Here is a 16,214-nt window from a genome sequence, read left to right on the forward strand (position 1 = left end):
AAACCCTTCAAACTCGCCATCAACGCTGCAATGAGAAAGTTCATCACCATCCTCAATGCTATCGTCAAACAATCCACAGTTGCTTGACCCGAGGGCTCTACACTTGCTGAGCGCTAGGTAAGTACAGTGCCCTCGGGTCAAGCCCGAGGGTGACGGCCGGTGGATGAGGAAGGATTGAGGGTGGGGTGGGGCAACATGCGCTGAGGCTCTGGTTACCCCCGCCCTGCTGCCCGCTCGGCCAGTCCGCGTACCGTGTTCCAGTTCCGCGCCGTCACCGTGCCCGCGCGTTTCTCGATCAGCCCCGGCAGGCGCGGGCTCAGCGAGGCACGTCCCACATAATCCACGAATAGATGCGTGCCCTCGATATGCACCCGCTCCGGCCCCTTATAGCTGTCAAGCCACGAAAAATCCGGTCTGGCCCCGGCAAAGAAATACACCGTCAATTCGCTGGGCCGCTCCGCCGCGGCCTCGGGGAGGGGATTGGCCTTGACCAGCCGGCGCAGTGCCGCCGCCTTGCGCACCACGGCCACATTGCCTGGCCCCAGCCCGAGCCCCCGCACCACCGCATTCATGTTCGCGGTGACTTCGACAATGCCCTTGTCGCTGCCCACGATCATATTGCCCGTCGCCACATAGGTCTGTGGCGCGTCATAGCCTGCCGCCGCCACGGCATCCCGCCATTGCGCCATCGACATGATCTTGTGCGTGATCGGCCCAATGGCCCGCAGCAGGATGACGTAGCTTGTCATCCCGGCGGCAGGTTGCCGTCGCCCACATAATTGCGGCTATAGCGCCCCTTGAGCGAGGTCAGGATTTCGTAGCCGATCGTGCCGCCAGCATCGGCCAGGTCGTCCACCCCGATGATATCGCCGAGAATTTCCGCGGCCTCGCCGGGATTGGGGATGTCCGGCCCAAGTTCGGTGATATCCACCGTCACCTGGTCCATCGATATCCGCCCGATCACCGGGCACACCTTGCCGCGGATCACCACCTTGCCGCCCGGCCGCGTATTGCTGCCCGAAAGCGACCGCAGAAAGCCGTCGGCATAGCCGTGGCTGAGAATGGCCAGCCGGCTGTCGCGCGAGAGCGACTGCGTGGCGCCATAGCCCACGCTTTCCCCGGTGCGCGCTTCCTTCACCTGCATGATCGGCACATGCAGCGTCACCACCGGCGCCATGGGGTTCTTGCGGCCATTCACTGCCCGCCCGCCATAAAGCGCGATGCCCGGTCGCACCATCTGGAAATGATAGTCCCGTCCCGTCATCAGCCCGGCCGAATTGGCCAGCGACGCCGGAATGCCGGGAAACTGCGTCATCACCGAACCGAACAGCGCCAGTTGCGTGCGGTTCTTCTCATGGCTCGGCTGGTCGGCGCAGGCCAGGTGGCTCATCACCATCTGCGGCGCATAGCCCAGGCCCTGGATGCGGTCGCGCACCTGGCTGGCCTCGTTCAGCCGAAAGCCCAGCCGGTTCATCCCGGTGTCGAAGTGGAAGGCGCTCGGATAGGCCTCGTTGCGCTCCACGCACTTGGCCAGCCATTCCTCCAGCATCGCCATCGAGGAGATGATCGGCATCATGTTCTGCCGCACATAGAGATTGGCCGCGCCGGGATAGAGCCCGTTGAGAATGAAGATATGGGCATCCGGCACCGCCGCGCGCACCGCCATGCCCTCGTCCGGCGTCGCCGCGAAGAAGAAGCGCGCGCCCGCCGCGTGCAGTGCCTTGCTGGCCATGGTGATGCCGGTGCCATAGGCGTCGGCCTTCACCACCGCGCCCGTCAACGCCCCGGCGCTCACCTTGTCCAGCGCCCGCCAGTTCCGGGCCAGCGCCCCGAGATCGATACTGAGTTGCCCCCCAAGGCCCGACGTCAGCGCCATGCCTATTCCATGCGCTCGGGCAGGTAGTCGGCGCGCGCCAGGTTGCCGAAGCGCGTGAACTGCGCCTCGAAGCTGAGCTGCACCGTGCCGGTCGGGCCGTGGCGCTGCTTGCCGATGATGACTTCGGCCTTGCCGTGTACCTTTTCCATGTCCCCCTGCCAGGTCATATGCTCTGGCGTGCCCTCTTTGGGCTCCTTGTTCTTGAGATAATACTCTTCGCGATAAACGAAAAGCACCACGTCGGCGTCCTGCTCGATAGAGCCCGATTCGCGCAGATCCGCCAGTTGCGGATGCTTGTCGTCGCGCGCTTCCACCTGTCGCGAGAGCTGGGAGAGCGCCATGATCGGCACTTCCAGTTCCTTGGCCAGCGCCTTCAGCGTCGTGGTGATTTCGGTCAGTTCCTGCACGCGGTTCTGGCTCGAGGCCTTGGTCGAGCCGGAGAGCAGTTGCAGATAGTCGATGACGATGAAGTCGATACCTTTCTGCCGCTTCAACCGGCGCGCTCGCGCCGCTACCTGCGCGACGCTCAGCCCGCCGGTATCGTCGATATAGAGCGGTAGCTGGCTCATCATGTTGGAGACATCCACCAGTTTGGAAAACTGGCTGTCATGGATGCGCCCGCGCCTGATGTCGGACGAGGAGATTTCGGCCTGTTCGGCCAGCATACGCGTCGCCAATTGCTCGGCGCTCATTTCGAGGCTGAAAAAGGCCGCCACGCCGCCATTGACGGTTTTGGTATGGCCATCCGGCGTCACCTCGCCCTTCCAGGCTTTGGCGATGTTGAAGGCGATATTGGTGGCCAGCGAACTCTTGCCCATGGCCGGGCGGCCGGCCAGGATGATCAGGTCGGATTTCTGCAACCCGCCCATCTGCCGGTCGAGATCGTCCAGCCCCGTGGCAATGCCCGAGAGCCCCCCGTCGCGCTGATAGGCTTCGCCCGCCATCTGGATCGAGGCGCTGAGCGCGCTGGAAAAATTCTGGAACCCGCCATCGTAGCGGCCCTTTTCGGCCAGCTGGAACAGCTCGCCTTCGACCTTTTCGATCTGCTTGTTCGGCGTCATCTCGACATCGCTGCCGTCATAGGCGACCGAAACCATTTCCTCGCCGACCAGGATCAGGTTCCGCCGGATGGCCGTGTCATAGATCGCCTGTCCATAGTCGGCCGCGTTGAGCACCGTGGTCGCTTCGGCCGCCAGCTTGGCGAGGTATTGCGCCATGGTGACGTCGGGCAGCAATTGCTCGGGCAGGTGCGTCTTGATCGTGGTCGGGTCGGCCGATTTGCCGGCGCGGATGATCTTGCCGGCGACTTCATAGATGTCGCGATGCACCGGTTCGTAGAAATGCAGCGGCTCAAGGAAGTCGGAGACCCGGTAGAAGGCGTCATTGTTCAGCAGGATGGCGCCCAGCAATGCCTGCTCCGCCTCGACATTGTGAGGGGCCAGACGGAACGACTTGTCTTCTGCCGGATGCAGCCGCGCGATCTCTGCCATTGATGCCCTCGGGAAACGTTAACCTTTCTTAACCACGCGACTCGGCGTCGTGTCTTGGCCTATCGGGAGCCTGGTTAACGAGCCGTGTCCCCTGCCTGTGAACTCTGTGGACAACGGGGAATGTAGCGACATGACCTTGCATGACGAGCAAGGCAGCAGAATGGCGCGAGTCGCGGTGTTCGCCTATTTCGTTTTCCCAAAGCCGGAGGCGCAGCCGGCAATGCCGACGACAGCGATGCCTCATGAAAAAGCGCATGTCCTCTCACCGGAGAGCGTGGCGCAAAACAAAAGGCCGGGCAATCCGCCCGGCCTTTCGCAATTCTGTCGAGACTGTTCTCAGACTTCGTCGTCGAAGCGATCGTCCTGCTGCGCGTCCTTCTGGCCGGCGGCAAAGTCGCCTTCCGCGTCGTCTTCATAGACGGTGACGGTCACGTCTTCACCGGCGCTCTGGCGGGCGGCTTCGTCTTCCGAGCGGGCGACGTTGACGGTGATGGTCACGGCGACTTCGGCATGCAGGTTCAGCGCCACGGTGTGGACGCCGACCGACTTGATCGGGTCGGCCAGGTCGACCTGCGAACGCTGGATGGTGAAACCGTCGGCGGCCAGCGCTTCCACGATGTCGCGCGAGGCGACCGAACCATAGAGCTGGCCGGTTTCGCCGGCCTGGCGGATGATGACGACTTCACGGCCATTGAGGCCTTCGGCAATGCCCGCGGCAGCGTTCTTGCGGTCGTCGTTGCGCTTTTCGATATGAGCGCGCTCGGCTTCGAACTTCTTGCGGTTGGCTTCGGTGGCGCGCAGCGCCTTGCCCTGTGGCAGCAGGAAGTTACGGGCGAACCCGTCCTTGACTGCAACTTCGTCGCCGATCGAACCGGTGCGGCCGACACGCTCGAGCAGAATGACTTTCATTTCGATATTCCTTGTAGCTGTCCCGTCTCACGGACGGTTAGGAGCCCCGGACCATCCAGAACCCCAACGATTTTTTGCCCTGCTGATGGAGGGCACTTACGCACGCAAGAAGCCGTTGGGGCGGATGAGATAGTGGTGATCGGCGAGAACCGGAGCGGAGCGTACTTAAGTACGTGAGCACCGGAAGCGCAGCCGATTGCCGCTAGATCGCCGCCCCAGCGGACTTATTGCACAGCGTAAGGCATGATGCCGATGAAGCGGGCCCGCTTGATGGCCTGGGCCAGTTCACGCTGCTTCTTGGCCGAAACGGCGGTGATGCGGCTCGGTACGATCTTGCCGCGCTCCGACACATAACGCGAGAGCAGGCGCACGTCCTTGTAGTCGATCTTGGGCGCGCCTTCGCCCGAGAACGGGCAGGTCTTGCGGCGGCGCTGGAACGGACGGCGGGCCTGGGCGGTGGTGAGGTCTTTGATTGCCATAGCTGTTCAGTCCTTCAATTAGAAACGGCGCGGACGGCGTTCGCCGCCGAAGCCACCACGGTCGCCACCACGATCGGGACGGCCGCCATCGCGGTCATCGCGGTCGCGCTTCTGCATCATCGCCGACGGGCCTTCTTCCAGCTCGTCCACGCGCACGGTCATGAAGCGCAGGATGTCTTCATTGATGCGCATCTGGCGTTCCATTTCGGCAACGGCCTGCGGCGCCGCGTCGATGTTCAGCAGCGTGTAATGCGCCTTGCGGTTCTTGCGGATGCGGTAGGAGAGGCCCTTGAGGCCCCAATATTCGTTCTTGGTGACCTTGCCGCCGCCCTGGGCGAGGACTTCGGTCAGCGCAGCGGTCAGTTCTTCGACCTGCTGCTGGGAAACGTCCTGGCGCGCCAGGAAGATATGCTCGTAAAGGGCCATGAATGCGCCTTCCTTCGTGGTTTCAAACACAGCAACGTCGGGCGCGGAGCCTCCTTGAAGCCGGAAAGGGCATCAAAGCAGTCTTGCAAAGAGCGGGAACACGGGAGGCCGGGCATTTGCCCTATCTGTCGTTCTTGCAAACGACAGACCCTCCGTTCAGCCCCCGGCCAAACGAATTGCTGGCGCGGCTATAGGGGAAAACCTGTTCATTGGCAAGCGTGGCGGCGTTCAGCCCGGTTGCAGGCGCGCGGCGATGAAGTCCGCCGCTGCGCCGGCGCCATTCTCGCCGGCGATGGCCGCGCCCAGCGCGTATGCCCGCTGCCGCATCTCCGCGCCGTCCATGGCCCGGAACGTCGCGGCGAGGTCGTCCACGGTCATCTTGTGCTTGTCGAGGGCCACAGGCCCCACGCCGAGCTGCTGCACCCGTCGCGCCCAGAAGGGCTGGTCCCCCAGGAAAGGCAGGATCGCCGTTGGCTTGCCGGCGCGCAAGGCCGCCCCGGTTGTTCCCGCACCGCCATGGTGCAGGGTGGCGTGCATCAGGGGAAACAGCCGGTCATGCGGTGCGCCGGCGATGAAATACATGTCCCGACCACCCTCGATCCGCTGCAGGGCACCGCCTGCCGTTGCGATCACGCCGCGCTTCCTGGCCCGCCGCAGGCCCTCGACGACCATCCCGGTCAGCTGTTCTGGTTCTGCGCCCGGCATGCTGCCAAATCCGACATAGACCGGCGCGTCGCCTGCCGCGAGGAATGCCGCCAGGTCGGCATCGGGCTCCCACCCTTCCTTGTCGAGAAACCAATAGCCGGTCACGGCCACATCAGCACCCCAGTCGGCCGGCTTGGCCAATACATGCGGGCTGTAGCCATAGAGCGTGCCGGCCGGCTTGCCCGTCTTGCCGCGCCTGGGCAGGCCAAGCGTAGTCTCGCGCCAGCCGCCGACCGTGCTGGAAAACATCACGCTGCCGCCATGAATCATCAGCGCATGGCTGATACGGTTGAGTGGCCCCAGATTGGCAAATGGCAGCACTGGCGTCGGAAATGCCGAGGTCGGTGTAAAGCCGGGCAGGGGCGAGGCCAGGAAGCGTGGAATGTCGAGCCTGTCGGCGATATGGGGCGCGCCCAGTGCCTTGGCGTGATGGAGGATCGCGTCGGGCCGGAAGGCCTGTGCGGCCTGCCATTCCGCGTCGAGAAGTGCGCCCATCATGCCGCGATAATGCTTCAGGAGCTTGAAGCCCGCGCCGAACCCGGCACTGGATTTGCCGATGACATCCTTTACTTCCCGCGACTCGAGCAGGTCGAGGAACGCGCCGGGCAGGGCAGCGAACTCCACCGCCTCCTCGGCGGCCATGGCGGCGAATTGCGCCGGTGCGACCAGCATCGCGTCGTGTCCGCGTCGGCGCAATTCCCGCGCCAGCGCCAGGTAGGGCTGCATGTCGCCTCGGGTGCCCAGCGTGTGGATGGAAAAGCGCATCAGCCCGCCTGTTTCAGACGCCAGCCGGCGAAGAACGCCTCGGCGAAGCCGGGTTCGATGAACTGGATGCTGCCCTCGGGCAGGCCCAATATGCGGTCGGCCACGATCCCCTGCGCCACCCAGCGACGCTGGAATGCCGCGGCCGCAACCTGGAAGGCCTCCTCCGATGGCGCGCCCACCAGCGCGGCCACGCTGTCATGGGTGGTCGTCGTCAGCCCCAGCAGGATTTCCGCCATGGCGTCTGCGTCGCCGGGCAGGAAGCTGCCATCGTCCATGCCCCGTTGCAGAATGTCGGCCACCAGCGGGATCAGTACGCGGCTGATCCGCGTGAAGACATGGTGGTAGAGCGCAATATTCTCCGGCCGGAACAGAGCCTCGAACAGCGCAAGCGCTTCTGGCGCCCGCTCCACCTTCAGCCGGCGGTTATGCTTGAGAAACAGGTCCAGTCGCTCAAAGCCGTTCAGCGTTTGATCGGCAACGAGGGCCTGCGTTTCGTTTGCCGCCTCCCGCGCCATCTGCTCGGCCAGCGCCTCCAGCACGGCCTCTTTGGCCGGGAAATAGTAGTAGAACGCGCCCTTGGAAATCCCGGCGCGCCCGATGATCTCGTCGACGCTGGTGGCCTCGTAGCCCTTTTCGAAGAACAGCGCCCGCGCCGCAGCGATGAGTTCGCCGCGGCGAACTTCCGGGTGTTTGACGACTCGCGGCATGGTGCACCTATGTACTGACTGGCAGTCAGTATACAGGACTGACCGTCAGTCAGTAAATGCCTGAAGAAGGGACCGCCGGTCCCCTCCATATGCCCCTACTCGGGAAAGCTGAGCGTCCCCGTGGAGTCGGCGCTGAGCGGTGCATCGCCTGCCTCCATCCCGTTCACAGAGAGGATATAGGCCGTGATATCGGCATAGACCTCGGCCGAGAGGCTGTCCGGCGCCGATGGCGGCATGGTGTGGGCCTTGGCCACCAGCTCCGAAGCCGGCTTGCCCTCCCAGTTGTCGTGGAAGAATTCTCCGGCCAGCGGCGGGCCATAGGTGTTGTTGGTCATCGTATCGCCATGGCACACGGCGCAGCTGGCACCATAGGCCGTCTTGCCGCTGGCCAGCTGGCTCTCCGCGAAGCTGGCGAGGTCGCCCGAGGCCGCCGTACTGTCGCCGGCATCCGCTTCGCCCTCGGCCGCCGCCGCCTGGTCCTGGCCGCGCAGCGATTGCTCGTTGGGTGCCGCCACCGTGCTGGGGTCGCCTTCGCCCGAATAGGTGAAGGCGATGATTTCGCCCGGATTGGCCAGCTCGCTCGTCGTGCCGCCCTCGGTATTTTCGGCCAGGCCGGTGGCGTCGGTGGCGACATAGATGGTCTTGCCATCCGCGCTCACCGCCACGTCGCGATAGCGGTTGTTCGTCTGGAAATAGCGCTCCACCGCGCCGTCCACCGCCTGCCCGTTCTCGTCGAGCGGCAGCACATAGATCGAACCGCGCTTCAGCGTCGGCGCCAGCAGCACCTTGTCCCAGCCCGGAATGCGGTCGTCGCCGCCCTCGTAATATTCGACGCTGGTTATGCCCACGGTCGGCCAGCAGATGAAGTCGATGCCCTTGCAGTCCGCCACCACGAAATTCCAGCCGGTATCGACGGTGAACATCGTGGCAATCGGCTCCACCATCTCCTCGGTGAAGGCCGATTCCGGCTCATGCGGCACATTGTCGGGAATGGCGTATTCACTGAACTCGGTCTCGGCGCAGGGCGGATTGGCGGCCAGTTCCCAATTGGCATGCTCATAGGCCTTGCCATCGTTGAAGCCGGCGACATTGGGCCAGCCGTAATTGCCGCCGCTGGTCAGGATATTGACCTCGTCATCCGTCTTGGGCCCATGCTCGGTCGCATACAGCGTGCCATCCGGCCCGAAGGCGATGCCCTGCATATTGCGGTGGCCATAGGTGAAGACGTGGCTTTTGACGCCGTCGAGTTCCGGATTGTCCTCGGGAATCGATCCGTCCAGGTTCAGCCGCAGCGACTTGCCGACATAGGCGACATAATCCTTGTTCTCGACCTCGTCGGCCGTCGGCAGCCGCTGCGCCTCGATCGGAATGCACACATTGGCGCCCTGGTTATTCCCCTGGTCGCCGATCGTATAATAGAGTGCATTGTCGGGCCCCACCTTGAGCCGGCCCGAATTGTGGTCATTGCTGGCCGGCAGGCCGGTGATCAGGTCCATCGGGTCGCTCAGCGTCCCGTCGGCCTCGTTGTAGGTCAGCCGGATGATCTTGGTGTAAAGTTCGTGATAGGGGCTGCTTGCGTCCGTTACCTGCGGATCGGCGCCCTTGTCCGCATCCACATAGGTATAGGCGGCATAGACATAGTCATTGCCCGTGCCTTGGCCGAGCTCGGGATGCAGCGCCAGCCCCATCAACCCGTCCTGTCCGCCCGGCGCGGAGATTTCCGCGATTTCGATGGCCACATGCTGCTCGCCGGTCGCCGGGTCGATGCGGCTGATCCGCCCGCCGGTGCGTTCCGTGGTCCACAGCATGCCGTCCGGTCCAAGCGTGATTTCCCAGGGATTGGCCAGGCCGCTGATCACCACCGATTCCGTAAACTGCTTGGCGCCGGTCACATAGGAATCCGGGCTTTGCGCTGCGCTGGGCGCCACCAGTGCGGTGCAGGCCAGCAGGGCATAGGCGGGCTTCAGGTTTTTCATGGAAACGCTCCCTTTGATCTACTCCGGTCAACGCATGGCCCGGCAAAACGTTCACAGCCAACCCGGCGCCGATAAACGCCTGATCTTGGTGTGTTTGACCCCTCGCGCTGGACATCCGCCTTGACTCCGCCACACAGTCCGGCCAAACGCCGCGCAACTGGACAGCCGGCTTGCGGATTGTCTAAGACCGTTGCAGAGGGGGCCGTCATTATGACCAGCTACGCATTCACCTTTCCGGGGCAGGGCAGCCAGGCCGTCGGCATGGGCAAGGATCTCGCTTCGGCCTATCCCGAAGCCCGGGCGGTATTCCAGGAAGTCGACGAGGCCCTGGGCCAGCGCCTGTCGGCGATTATGTTCGAAGGCCCCGACGATATCCTGCGCCTCACCGAAAACGCCCAGCCGGCCCTCATGGCCGTCAGCGTCGCCGTGATCCGCGTACTCGAAGCCAGGGGTATTCGCCTCGCCGATCACGCCGCCTATGTGGCCGGCCACTCGCTCGGCGAATATTCGGCCCTGTGCGCCGGCGGCACCTTCACGCTGTCCGATACCGCCCGCCTGCTCAAGACCCGCGGCCAGGCCATGCAGAAGGCCGTGCCTGTCGGTCACGGCGCCATGGCGGCCCTGCTGGGTCTCGACGTGGCCACCGCCCAGGAAGTCGCGTCAGAGGCCGCCCAGGGCGAGGTCTGCGATGTCGCCAATGACAACGCCCCCGGCCAGGTCGTCGTGTCCGGCGCCACCGCCGCCGTCGAGCGCGCCGTGGAAATCGCCAAGACCAAGGGCGCCAAGCGCGCTCTGCTGCTGCCGGTCAGCGCCCCGTTCCATTGCTCGCTGATGCAGCCCGCTGCCGACGCCATGGCCGCGGCTCTCGCCGAAGTCGCCATGAACGCCCCGGTCGTGCCCCTGGTCGCCAATGTGCTGGCCAGCCCGATTTCCGATCCGGCCGAAATCCGCCAGCGTCTGATCGACCAGGTCACCGGCGTCGTCCGCTGGACCGAGAGCGTCACCTGGCTCACCGGTCCGGGCGGCGTTACCCATCTGGCCGAACTGGGCACCGGCAAGGTTCTCACCGGCCTCGCCAAGCGCATTAATGCCGAGACGGTTGCGACATCAGTCGGCTCGCCCGCCGACATCGACGCATTCGTTGCCGAACTATCGGCCTAATCGCTCTTGAATCAGCGCATCAAGAGTTTGAATCAATATCTCCGTGGGGGAGGACTAAATGTTTGATCTGACTGGCAAACGCGCCCTGGTAACCGGCGCCAGCGGTGGTATCGGCCGCGAGATCGCCAAGGCCCTCGCTGCCGCCGGCGCCACCGTAGCCCTCTCCGGCACCCGCGTCGGCGCCCTGCAGGATACCGCCAATGAAATTGGCAAGGACTGCCCGATCCTGCCGGCCAATCTCAGCAAGCTCGATGACGTCGACAAGCTCGTCCCCTCGGCCGAGGCGGCCATGGGTGGCCTCGACATTCTCGTCAACAATGCCGGCATGACCCGCGACAATCTGTTCATGCGCATGAAGGACGAGGAGTGGGACGAGGTCATTGCCGTCAACCTCACCGCCGCCTTCCATCTCAACCGCGCCGTGCTGCGCGGGATGATGAAGCAGCGTTTCGGCCGCATCATCGGCATTTCCTCGGTCGTCGGCGTCATGGGCAATCCGGGGCAGGGCAATTACGCCGCCTCCAAAGCGGGCCTGATCGGCATGAACAAGGCGCTGGCTCATGAAGTGGCCAGCCGCAACATCACCGTCAATTCCATCGCCCCCGGCTTCATCGCCTCGGCCATGACCGATGAGCTCAACGACAAGCAGCGCGAGTCGATTCTGTCGTCTGTTCCCGCCAACCGGCTGGGCACCGCGCAGGAGGTTGCCGCCTGCGCCGTTTTCCTCGCCAGCGACGCGGCGGGCTACATCACCGGCCATACGCTCAACGTCAACGGCGGAATGGCGATGATCTGAGCCGCCTTAATCCACGGAGTCATTCCCGCGAAAGCGGGAACCTTCGTTTCAACGAGTGATGACCGGCGCATGCGTTTTTCCGAGCTGGCTCCGCTGCGCAAAAGCCTTGGAAACGGCGTGCGGGGCGGCTGGCGAAGCCCGATCAAGTGTGATACTCGCCGCCGCTACACCCGTGGTGGACTGCTTGCAGGCGCCGGAAAGCGCGCCTACATTGCCGGTTAATCAGCTAACACGGTGCTTGAAGATTTGGCCCTGCGCCAATAAGAAGCGAAACGAAACCTCGATTTCGAAAAGGGAAGTCAAATATGAGCGATGTCGCTGATCGGGTCCGCAAGATCGTTGTGGAACACCTCAATGTGGATGCCGAGAAGGTTGTCGAAAAGGCCAGCTTCATTGACGATCTGGGTGCGGATTCCCTTGACCAGGTCGAACTGGTGATGGCCTTCGAAGAAGAATTTTCGGTCGAAATTCCGGACGACGCTGCCGAGTCGATCCAGACCTTCGGCGATGCCGTGTCGTTCCTCACCAAGGCCGTCGGCTAAGCCCGCGGGCTTGGCCGGGATAGGCACACAGCATGGAATTGCGCCGCGTCGTCGTCACCGGGATGGGCCTTGTCACGCCTCTCGGCTGCGGAGTTGAAGCCGCTTGGGCCAATATTCTGGCCGGCAAGAGTGGCGCCGTCAGGATCGACGACTTCCAGGTCGATGATATCGCCTGCCAGATCGCTCATCGCTTGCCGCTCGGCGACGCCGCCGAGGGCAAGTACAATCCCGATGAGTGGATGGACACTAAGGAACAGCGCAAGGTCGATCCGTTCATCGTCTATGCCATGGCTGCCTCCAAGCAGGCCATCGACGATGCCGGGGTCGAGCCGAAGACCCAGGAAGAACAGGAGCGCATCGGCGTTCTGATCGGTTCGGGCATCGGCGGCGTCGGCGGCATCTACGATGCGTCCATCACGCTGCACGAAAAGGGCCCGCGCCGCATCAGCCCGTTCTTCATTCCGGGGCGGCTCATCAACCTGGCATCCGGCTATGTGTCGATCCGCTTTGGCCTCAAGGGGCCTAACCATTCCGTCGTCACTGCCTGCTCCACCGGCGCCCATGCCATCGGTGATGCCGCCCGCCTGATCGCGCTCGGCGATGCCGATGTGATGGTGGCCGGTGGCGCCGAAAGCTGCGTCAACCGGCTGGCTCTGGCCGGCTTCGCCGCCGCCCGCGCTCTTTCCACTGGCTTCAACGACAATCCCGAAGCCGCCTCCCGTCCTTACGACAAGGATCGCGACGGCTTCGTCATGGGCGAAGGCGCCGGCATCGTCGTGCTCGAAGACTACGAGCGCGCCAAGGCCCGCGGTGCCAAAATTTACGGCGAAGTGATCGGCTATGGTCTTTCCGGCGATGCCTATCACATCACCGCACCCTCGCCCGATGGCGATGGCGGTTTCCGCGCCATGAGCGCGGCGATCAAGCGCGCCGGCATTTCGCCGTCCGAGATCGACTATATCAATGCCCACGGCACTTCGACGCCGCTTGGCGACGAGATCGAACTGGGCGCGGTGACCCGCGTGCTGGGCGATGCCGCGGGCAAGGCCGTGATGAGCTCCACCAAGTCGGCCATCGGCCATCTGCTGGGCGCCGCCGGTTCCGTGGAAGCCATCTTTTGCCTGCTGGCCATGCGCGACGGTATCGCCCCGCCGACCCTCAATCTCGACAATCCATCGGTCGAGACCGCAATCAACCTGGTGCCCAAAAAGGCATTCAGGAAAGAGATCAACGTGGCGCTCTCCAACAGCTTCGGCTTCGGCGGCACCAATGCGACCCTGGTCATGCGCAAGGTCGGCTGACCTTCGGCGCGACAAAATCGAGGCACATCGCGTCCGCAACGCGATGTGCCTCTTGTCTTTGCCGCGGGCATGAGAACAATGCTGGCGGCCACATGGCTGCCGAAAAACGATGAAAAACCCAGCGCATCCCTATGCGCCAGGGCTTCGAGGGTGATCCTGCACGATGAATGATCGCAAGGCCCGGCGCCGCCGCCGTTCGAGCAACGGTTTCGTTGACATCCTCAATGGCCTGCTTGGCCTGCTGGTGATCGGGCTGCTGCTGGTCGGCGGCGTCATCGTCTATGGTGCCTCCCAGTTCTACGGCGCCGGTCCCACCACCGCCGAATCCACCTTCCGCGTTGAATCGGGCAATACCCTCACCAGCGCCGCCCAGCGGCTCGAAGAGCAGGGCCTGGTGTCCAATGCCTTCATCTTCACCCAGATGGCCCAGCGCGTCGAAGGCAACACCAATATCAAGGCCGGCGACTTCCGCATTCCCGCCGGCGCCAGCATGTCCGACATCCTCACCGAGCTGACCGAAGGCGATCCCATCCGCTACGCGGTGACCATTCCCGAAGGCTGGACCGCCTGGGACGTCGTCCAGCGCCTCAATGCGACCGGCGACCTGGTTGGCGAAGTGTCGACGCTCCCGGCCGAGGGCTCCATCCTGCCCGGCAGCTACGACTATACTCCCGGCGATACCCGTCAGTCGGTGCTCGACAAGATGCAGGCCGCCATGACCACCCAACTGGCCGCCGTCTGGGAAGCCCGCGAAGCCGACCTGCCGCTTGAGACGCCCGAACAGCTTCTGGTGCTGGCTTCCATCGTCGAAAAGGAAACCGGCATCGCCAGCGAGCGCCCGCAGGTCGCCGCTGTCTTCGTCAACCGCCTGCGTGAAGGCATGCGCCTGCAGTCCGATCCCACCATCATCTACGGCATCACCAAGGGCCAGTCGGTGCTCGGCCGCGGGTTGCGCCGGTCCGAGATCGAGGCCCGCACGCCCTACAATACTTACCAGATCGATGGCCTGCCGCCGACGCCCATCGCCAATCCCGGCATCGACGCGCTAAAGGCCGTCGCCAATCCCGATAGCCACGACTATCTCTATTTCGTCGCCAAGGGCGCCACCCCGCGCGAAGGCCATGTCTTCGCCGAGACCTATGACGAGCATCAGGACAATGTCGCGCAATACCGCCGCATAGCCGCCGAGGCCGCCGCCCAGGCCGAAGCCGATGCCGAAGCCGCCCGCCAGGCGCTCGAAGCCCAGGAAGCTGAAGCGGCCGGCCAGGCTCCGGCCACCGAGTGAGCCAGCCCCTCGCCAGCATGACCGGCTATGCCCGCGCCGCCGGCGCGGTGCCCGGTGCCGCCTTTGCCTGCGAGGTGAAATCGGTCAACGGCCGCGGCCTCGATATCCGCCTGCGCCTCGCTCCCGGCTTCGATGCGCTCGAAAGCGACATCCGCCAGCTCATCGGCAAGATGGTGTCGCGCGGCTCGCTCACCTTCAATCTATCCGTCGAGCGCGACGGGGCAGGGGGCGACCTGCTGGTCAATCGCCAGGCCCTCGCCACCGTCCTCGCCGCCATCGACGAGTTGAGCGGCACTATTCCCGCCGCCCCGCCCACGCTCGACGGCATTCTCGGCCTCAAGGGCGTGCTGGAGCAGCGCGACCGCCCCATGTCCGCCGACGCCGAGGAAGCCCTCGCAGCCGCCATCCTCGATGGCGCCTCCCAGGCACTGGTCGATCTCATCCTCGCCCGCCGACAGGAGGGTGGACAGATCGCCGTGGTCCTGCTCGACCGCCTCGACGAGATCGAGACCCTGGTCCAGCGCGCCGAGGCGCATCCCGCCCGCGGCCGCGACACCATCCTTGCCAAACTCCGCCAGCAGGTGGCCGATATCGCTGCCGATATCACCATCCCGGAAGATCGCCTGGCCCAGGAAGCCCTGCTGCTCGCCACCAAGGCCGATATCCGCGAGGAACTCGACCGCCTCACCGCCCACATCGCCTCGGCCCGCCAGCTCGTAAATGGTGGCGGTGCCGTCGGCCGCCGCCTTGATTTCCTCGCCCAGGAATTCAACCGCGAGGCCAATACCCTGTGCAGCAAATCCAATGCCGTGGAGCTCACCGCCATCGGCCTTGACCTCAAGGCGGCGATCGATCAACTACGCGAGCAAGTGCAGAACATCGAATAGGATCTAGCTGATGGAATTTCAGCGCCGCGGCGTCATGCTGGTCATCGCTTCGCCCTCGGGCGCCGGCAAGTCTTCCATCTCGCGTGCCTTGTTCGGCGCCGATCCCAATATCAAGCTGTCCGTCTCGGTCACCACCCGCGCCCGCCGCACCGACGAGGTCGACGGCAAACACTACTATTTCATCGACATCGAGACCTTCAAGCGCATGCAGGCCGATGGCGAATTGCTCGAATCCGCCGAAGTCCACGGCAATTTCTACGGCACGCCCCGCGCCCGCGTCGAAGAGCAGCTCGCCGGCGGCAACGATATCCTCTTTGATATCGACTACCAGGGCACGCTGCAGCTCTACAAGAACAGCCGCAAGGACATGGTCACGGTCTTCATCCTGCCGCCCACCATCAAGGAACTGCGCGCCCGCCTCGAACGCCGCGCCCAGGACAGCGTCGGCACCATCGAAAAGCGCCTGCACAATGCCCGCCGCGAGATGGAGCACTTCAACGAATACGACTACGTCATCGTCAACGAAGACCTCGAAAAGTCCGTCGCCCGCGTCCGCTCCATCCTCGTTTCAGCCCGCCTGGAACGTGACCGCCAGTTGAACTTGTCCAGCTTCGTCAAGGACTTGCAGAGCCAGATCGATTCTCTTTGAGACTTCGAACCGGCCGTAGGCAAAATCGTTCCAGTGGAGCGATTTTAGGTGAGAAGGCCATGAGAGCTATGCTCGAATGGCACGAAGGTTTGGCAAACTCGATCGTCACCCTCGGGCCTGACCCGAGGGCTCTACACTTGCGGAGCATTGGGTTAGTACAGTGCCCTCGGGTCAAGCAACTGTCGATTGTTTGACGATAGCATTGAGGATGGTGATGAACTTTCTCATTGCAGCGTTGATGGCGAGTTTGAAGGGTTTTC

At 63.9% G+C, this 16,214-nt stretch carries 16 protein-coding genes; 7 read left to right on the forward strand and 9 right to left on the reverse strand.

Translation table 11 applies throughout. From position 1 onward, the window contains the following. Positions 1 to 212: 212 nt before the first annotated feature. The 9 genes from ASD80_RS09205 to ASD80_RS09245 all read right to left on the reverse strand — a co-directional run bounded on the left by ASD80_RS09205 (position 213) and on the right by ASD80_RS09245 (position 9,333). Complete coding sequence (locus ASD80_RS09205; RefSeq protein ID WP_056231819.1) at positions 213 to 749, reverse strand: DUF1697 domain-containing protein; 537 nt, start codon at positions 747 to 749, stop codon at positions 213 to 215. Further along, positions 746 to 1,876 (reverse strand): alanine racemase, encoded by a 1,131-nt coding sequence (gene alr, locus ASD80_RS09210; RefSeq protein ID WP_056231822.1) that lies wholly within the window; start codon positions 1,874 to 1,876, stop codon positions 746 to 748. The genes ASD80_RS09205 and alr overlap by 4 nt, the downstream gene beginning before the upstream one ends. 2 nt (positions 1,877 to 1,878) lie before the next feature. Continuing rightward, positions 1,879 to 3,366: a replicative DNA helicase gene (locus tag ASD80_RS09215; protein WP_056231825.1), complete on the reverse strand. Its 1,488-nt coding sequence runs from the start codon at positions 3,364 to 3,366 to the stop codon at positions 1,879 to 1,881. Positions 3,367 to 3,702: 336 nt separating this feature from the next. Further along, entirely contained in the window at positions 3,703 to 4,275 is a 573-nt protein-coding gene (rplI, locus tag ASD80_RS09220; protein ID WP_056231828.1) for a 50S ribosomal protein L9, read from the reverse strand. Positions 4,276 to 4,499: 224 nt separating this feature from the next. Continuing rightward, positions 4,500 to 4,754 (reverse strand): 30S ribosomal protein S18, encoded by a 255-nt coding sequence (gene rpsR, locus ASD80_RS09225; RefSeq protein WP_046169334.1) that lies wholly within the window; start codon positions 4,752 to 4,754, stop codon positions 4,500 to 4,502. Positions 4,755 to 4,772: 18 nt separating this feature from the next. Then, on the reverse strand, positions 4,773 to 5,180 hold the full coding sequence (gene rpsF / locus ASD80_RS09230) for a 30S ribosomal protein S6 (protein ID WP_056231850.1): 408 nt from the start codon (positions 5,178 to 5,180) through the stop codon (positions 4,773 to 4,775). 228 nt (positions 5,181 to 5,408) lie between these two features. Next, complete coding sequence (locus ASD80_RS09235) at positions 5,409 to 6,650, reverse strand: glycosyltransferase (RefSeq protein ID WP_056231832.1); 1,242 nt, start codon at positions 6,648 to 6,650, stop codon at positions 5,409 to 5,411. Further along, a complete protein-coding gene (locus ASD80_RS09240) occupies positions 6,650 to 7,357 on the reverse strand; it encodes a TetR/AcrR family transcriptional regulator (protein ID WP_056231835.1) in 708 nt (235 codons plus the stop codon). Before ASD80_RS09240 ends, ASD80_RS09235 begins: the two co-directional genes overlap by 1 nt. Positions 7,358 to 7,452: 95 nt before the next feature. Further along, positions 7,453 to 9,333: a glucose/sorbosone family PQQ-dependent dehydrogenase gene (locus ASD80_RS09245; protein WP_056231838.1), complete on the reverse strand. Its 1,881-nt coding sequence runs from the start codon at positions 9,331 to 9,333 to the stop codon at positions 7,453 to 7,455. Positions 9,334 to 9,543: 210 nt separating this feature from the next. Here ASD80_RS09245 and fabD point away from each other — a divergent pair, with 210 nt between their 5' ends. From fabD to gmk, 7 genes are all read left to right on the forward strand, one after another. Then, the gene (gene fabD, locus ASD80_RS09250) at positions 9,544 to 10,494 is read left to right on the forward strand and encodes an ACP S-malonyltransferase (RefSeq protein WP_056231842.1); all 951 of its coding nucleotides are present in this window, start codon (positions 9,544 to 9,546) and stop codon (positions 10,492 to 10,494) included. 58 nt (positions 10,495 to 10,552) lie between these two features. Next, positions 10,553 to 11,290 (forward strand): 3-oxoacyl-[acyl-carrier-protein] reductase, encoded by a 738-nt coding sequence (gene fabG / locus ASD80_RS09255; protein ID WP_056231844.1) that lies wholly within the window; start codon positions 10,553 to 10,555, stop codon positions 11,288 to 11,290. Between the two features lie 305 nt (positions 11,291 to 11,595). Further along, positions 11,596 to 11,832, forward strand: coding sequence for an acyl carrier protein (locus ASD80_RS09260; protein WP_035100440.1), 237 nt, complete (start codon positions 11,596 to 11,598; stop codon positions 11,830 to 11,832). Positions 11,833 to 11,870: 38 nt separating this feature from the next. Beyond that, complete coding sequence (gene fabF, locus ASD80_RS09265) at positions 11,871 to 13,133, forward strand: beta-ketoacyl-ACP synthase II (protein WP_056231853.1); 1,263 nt, start codon at positions 11,871 to 11,873, stop codon at positions 13,131 to 13,133. A 163-nt stretch (positions 13,134 to 13,296) separates the two neighbouring features. Beyond that, positions 13,297 to 14,418, forward strand: coding sequence for an endolytic transglycosylase MltG (mltG, locus tag ASD80_RS09270; protein ID WP_082555170.1), 1,122 nt, complete (start codon positions 13,297 to 13,299; stop codon positions 14,416 to 14,418). Next, entirely contained in the window at positions 14,415 to 15,305 is an 891-nt protein-coding gene (locus ASD80_RS09275) for a YicC/YloC family endoribonuclease (RefSeq protein ID WP_244488972.1), read from the forward strand. Before mltG ends, ASD80_RS09275 begins: the two co-directional genes overlap by 4 nt. Before the next feature lie 10 nt (positions 15,306 to 15,315). Continuing rightward, a complete protein-coding gene (gene gmk, locus ASD80_RS09280) occupies positions 15,316 to 15,954 on the forward strand; it encodes a guanylate kinase (RefSeq protein ID WP_056231847.1) in 639 nt (212 codons plus the stop codon). Positions 15,955 to 16,214: the final 260 nt, after the last annotated feature.

The organism is Devosia sp. Root635, from assembly GCF_001427605.1.
Classification (GTDB): Bacteria; Pseudomonadota; Alphaproteobacteria; order Rhizobiales; family Devosiaceae; genus Devosia.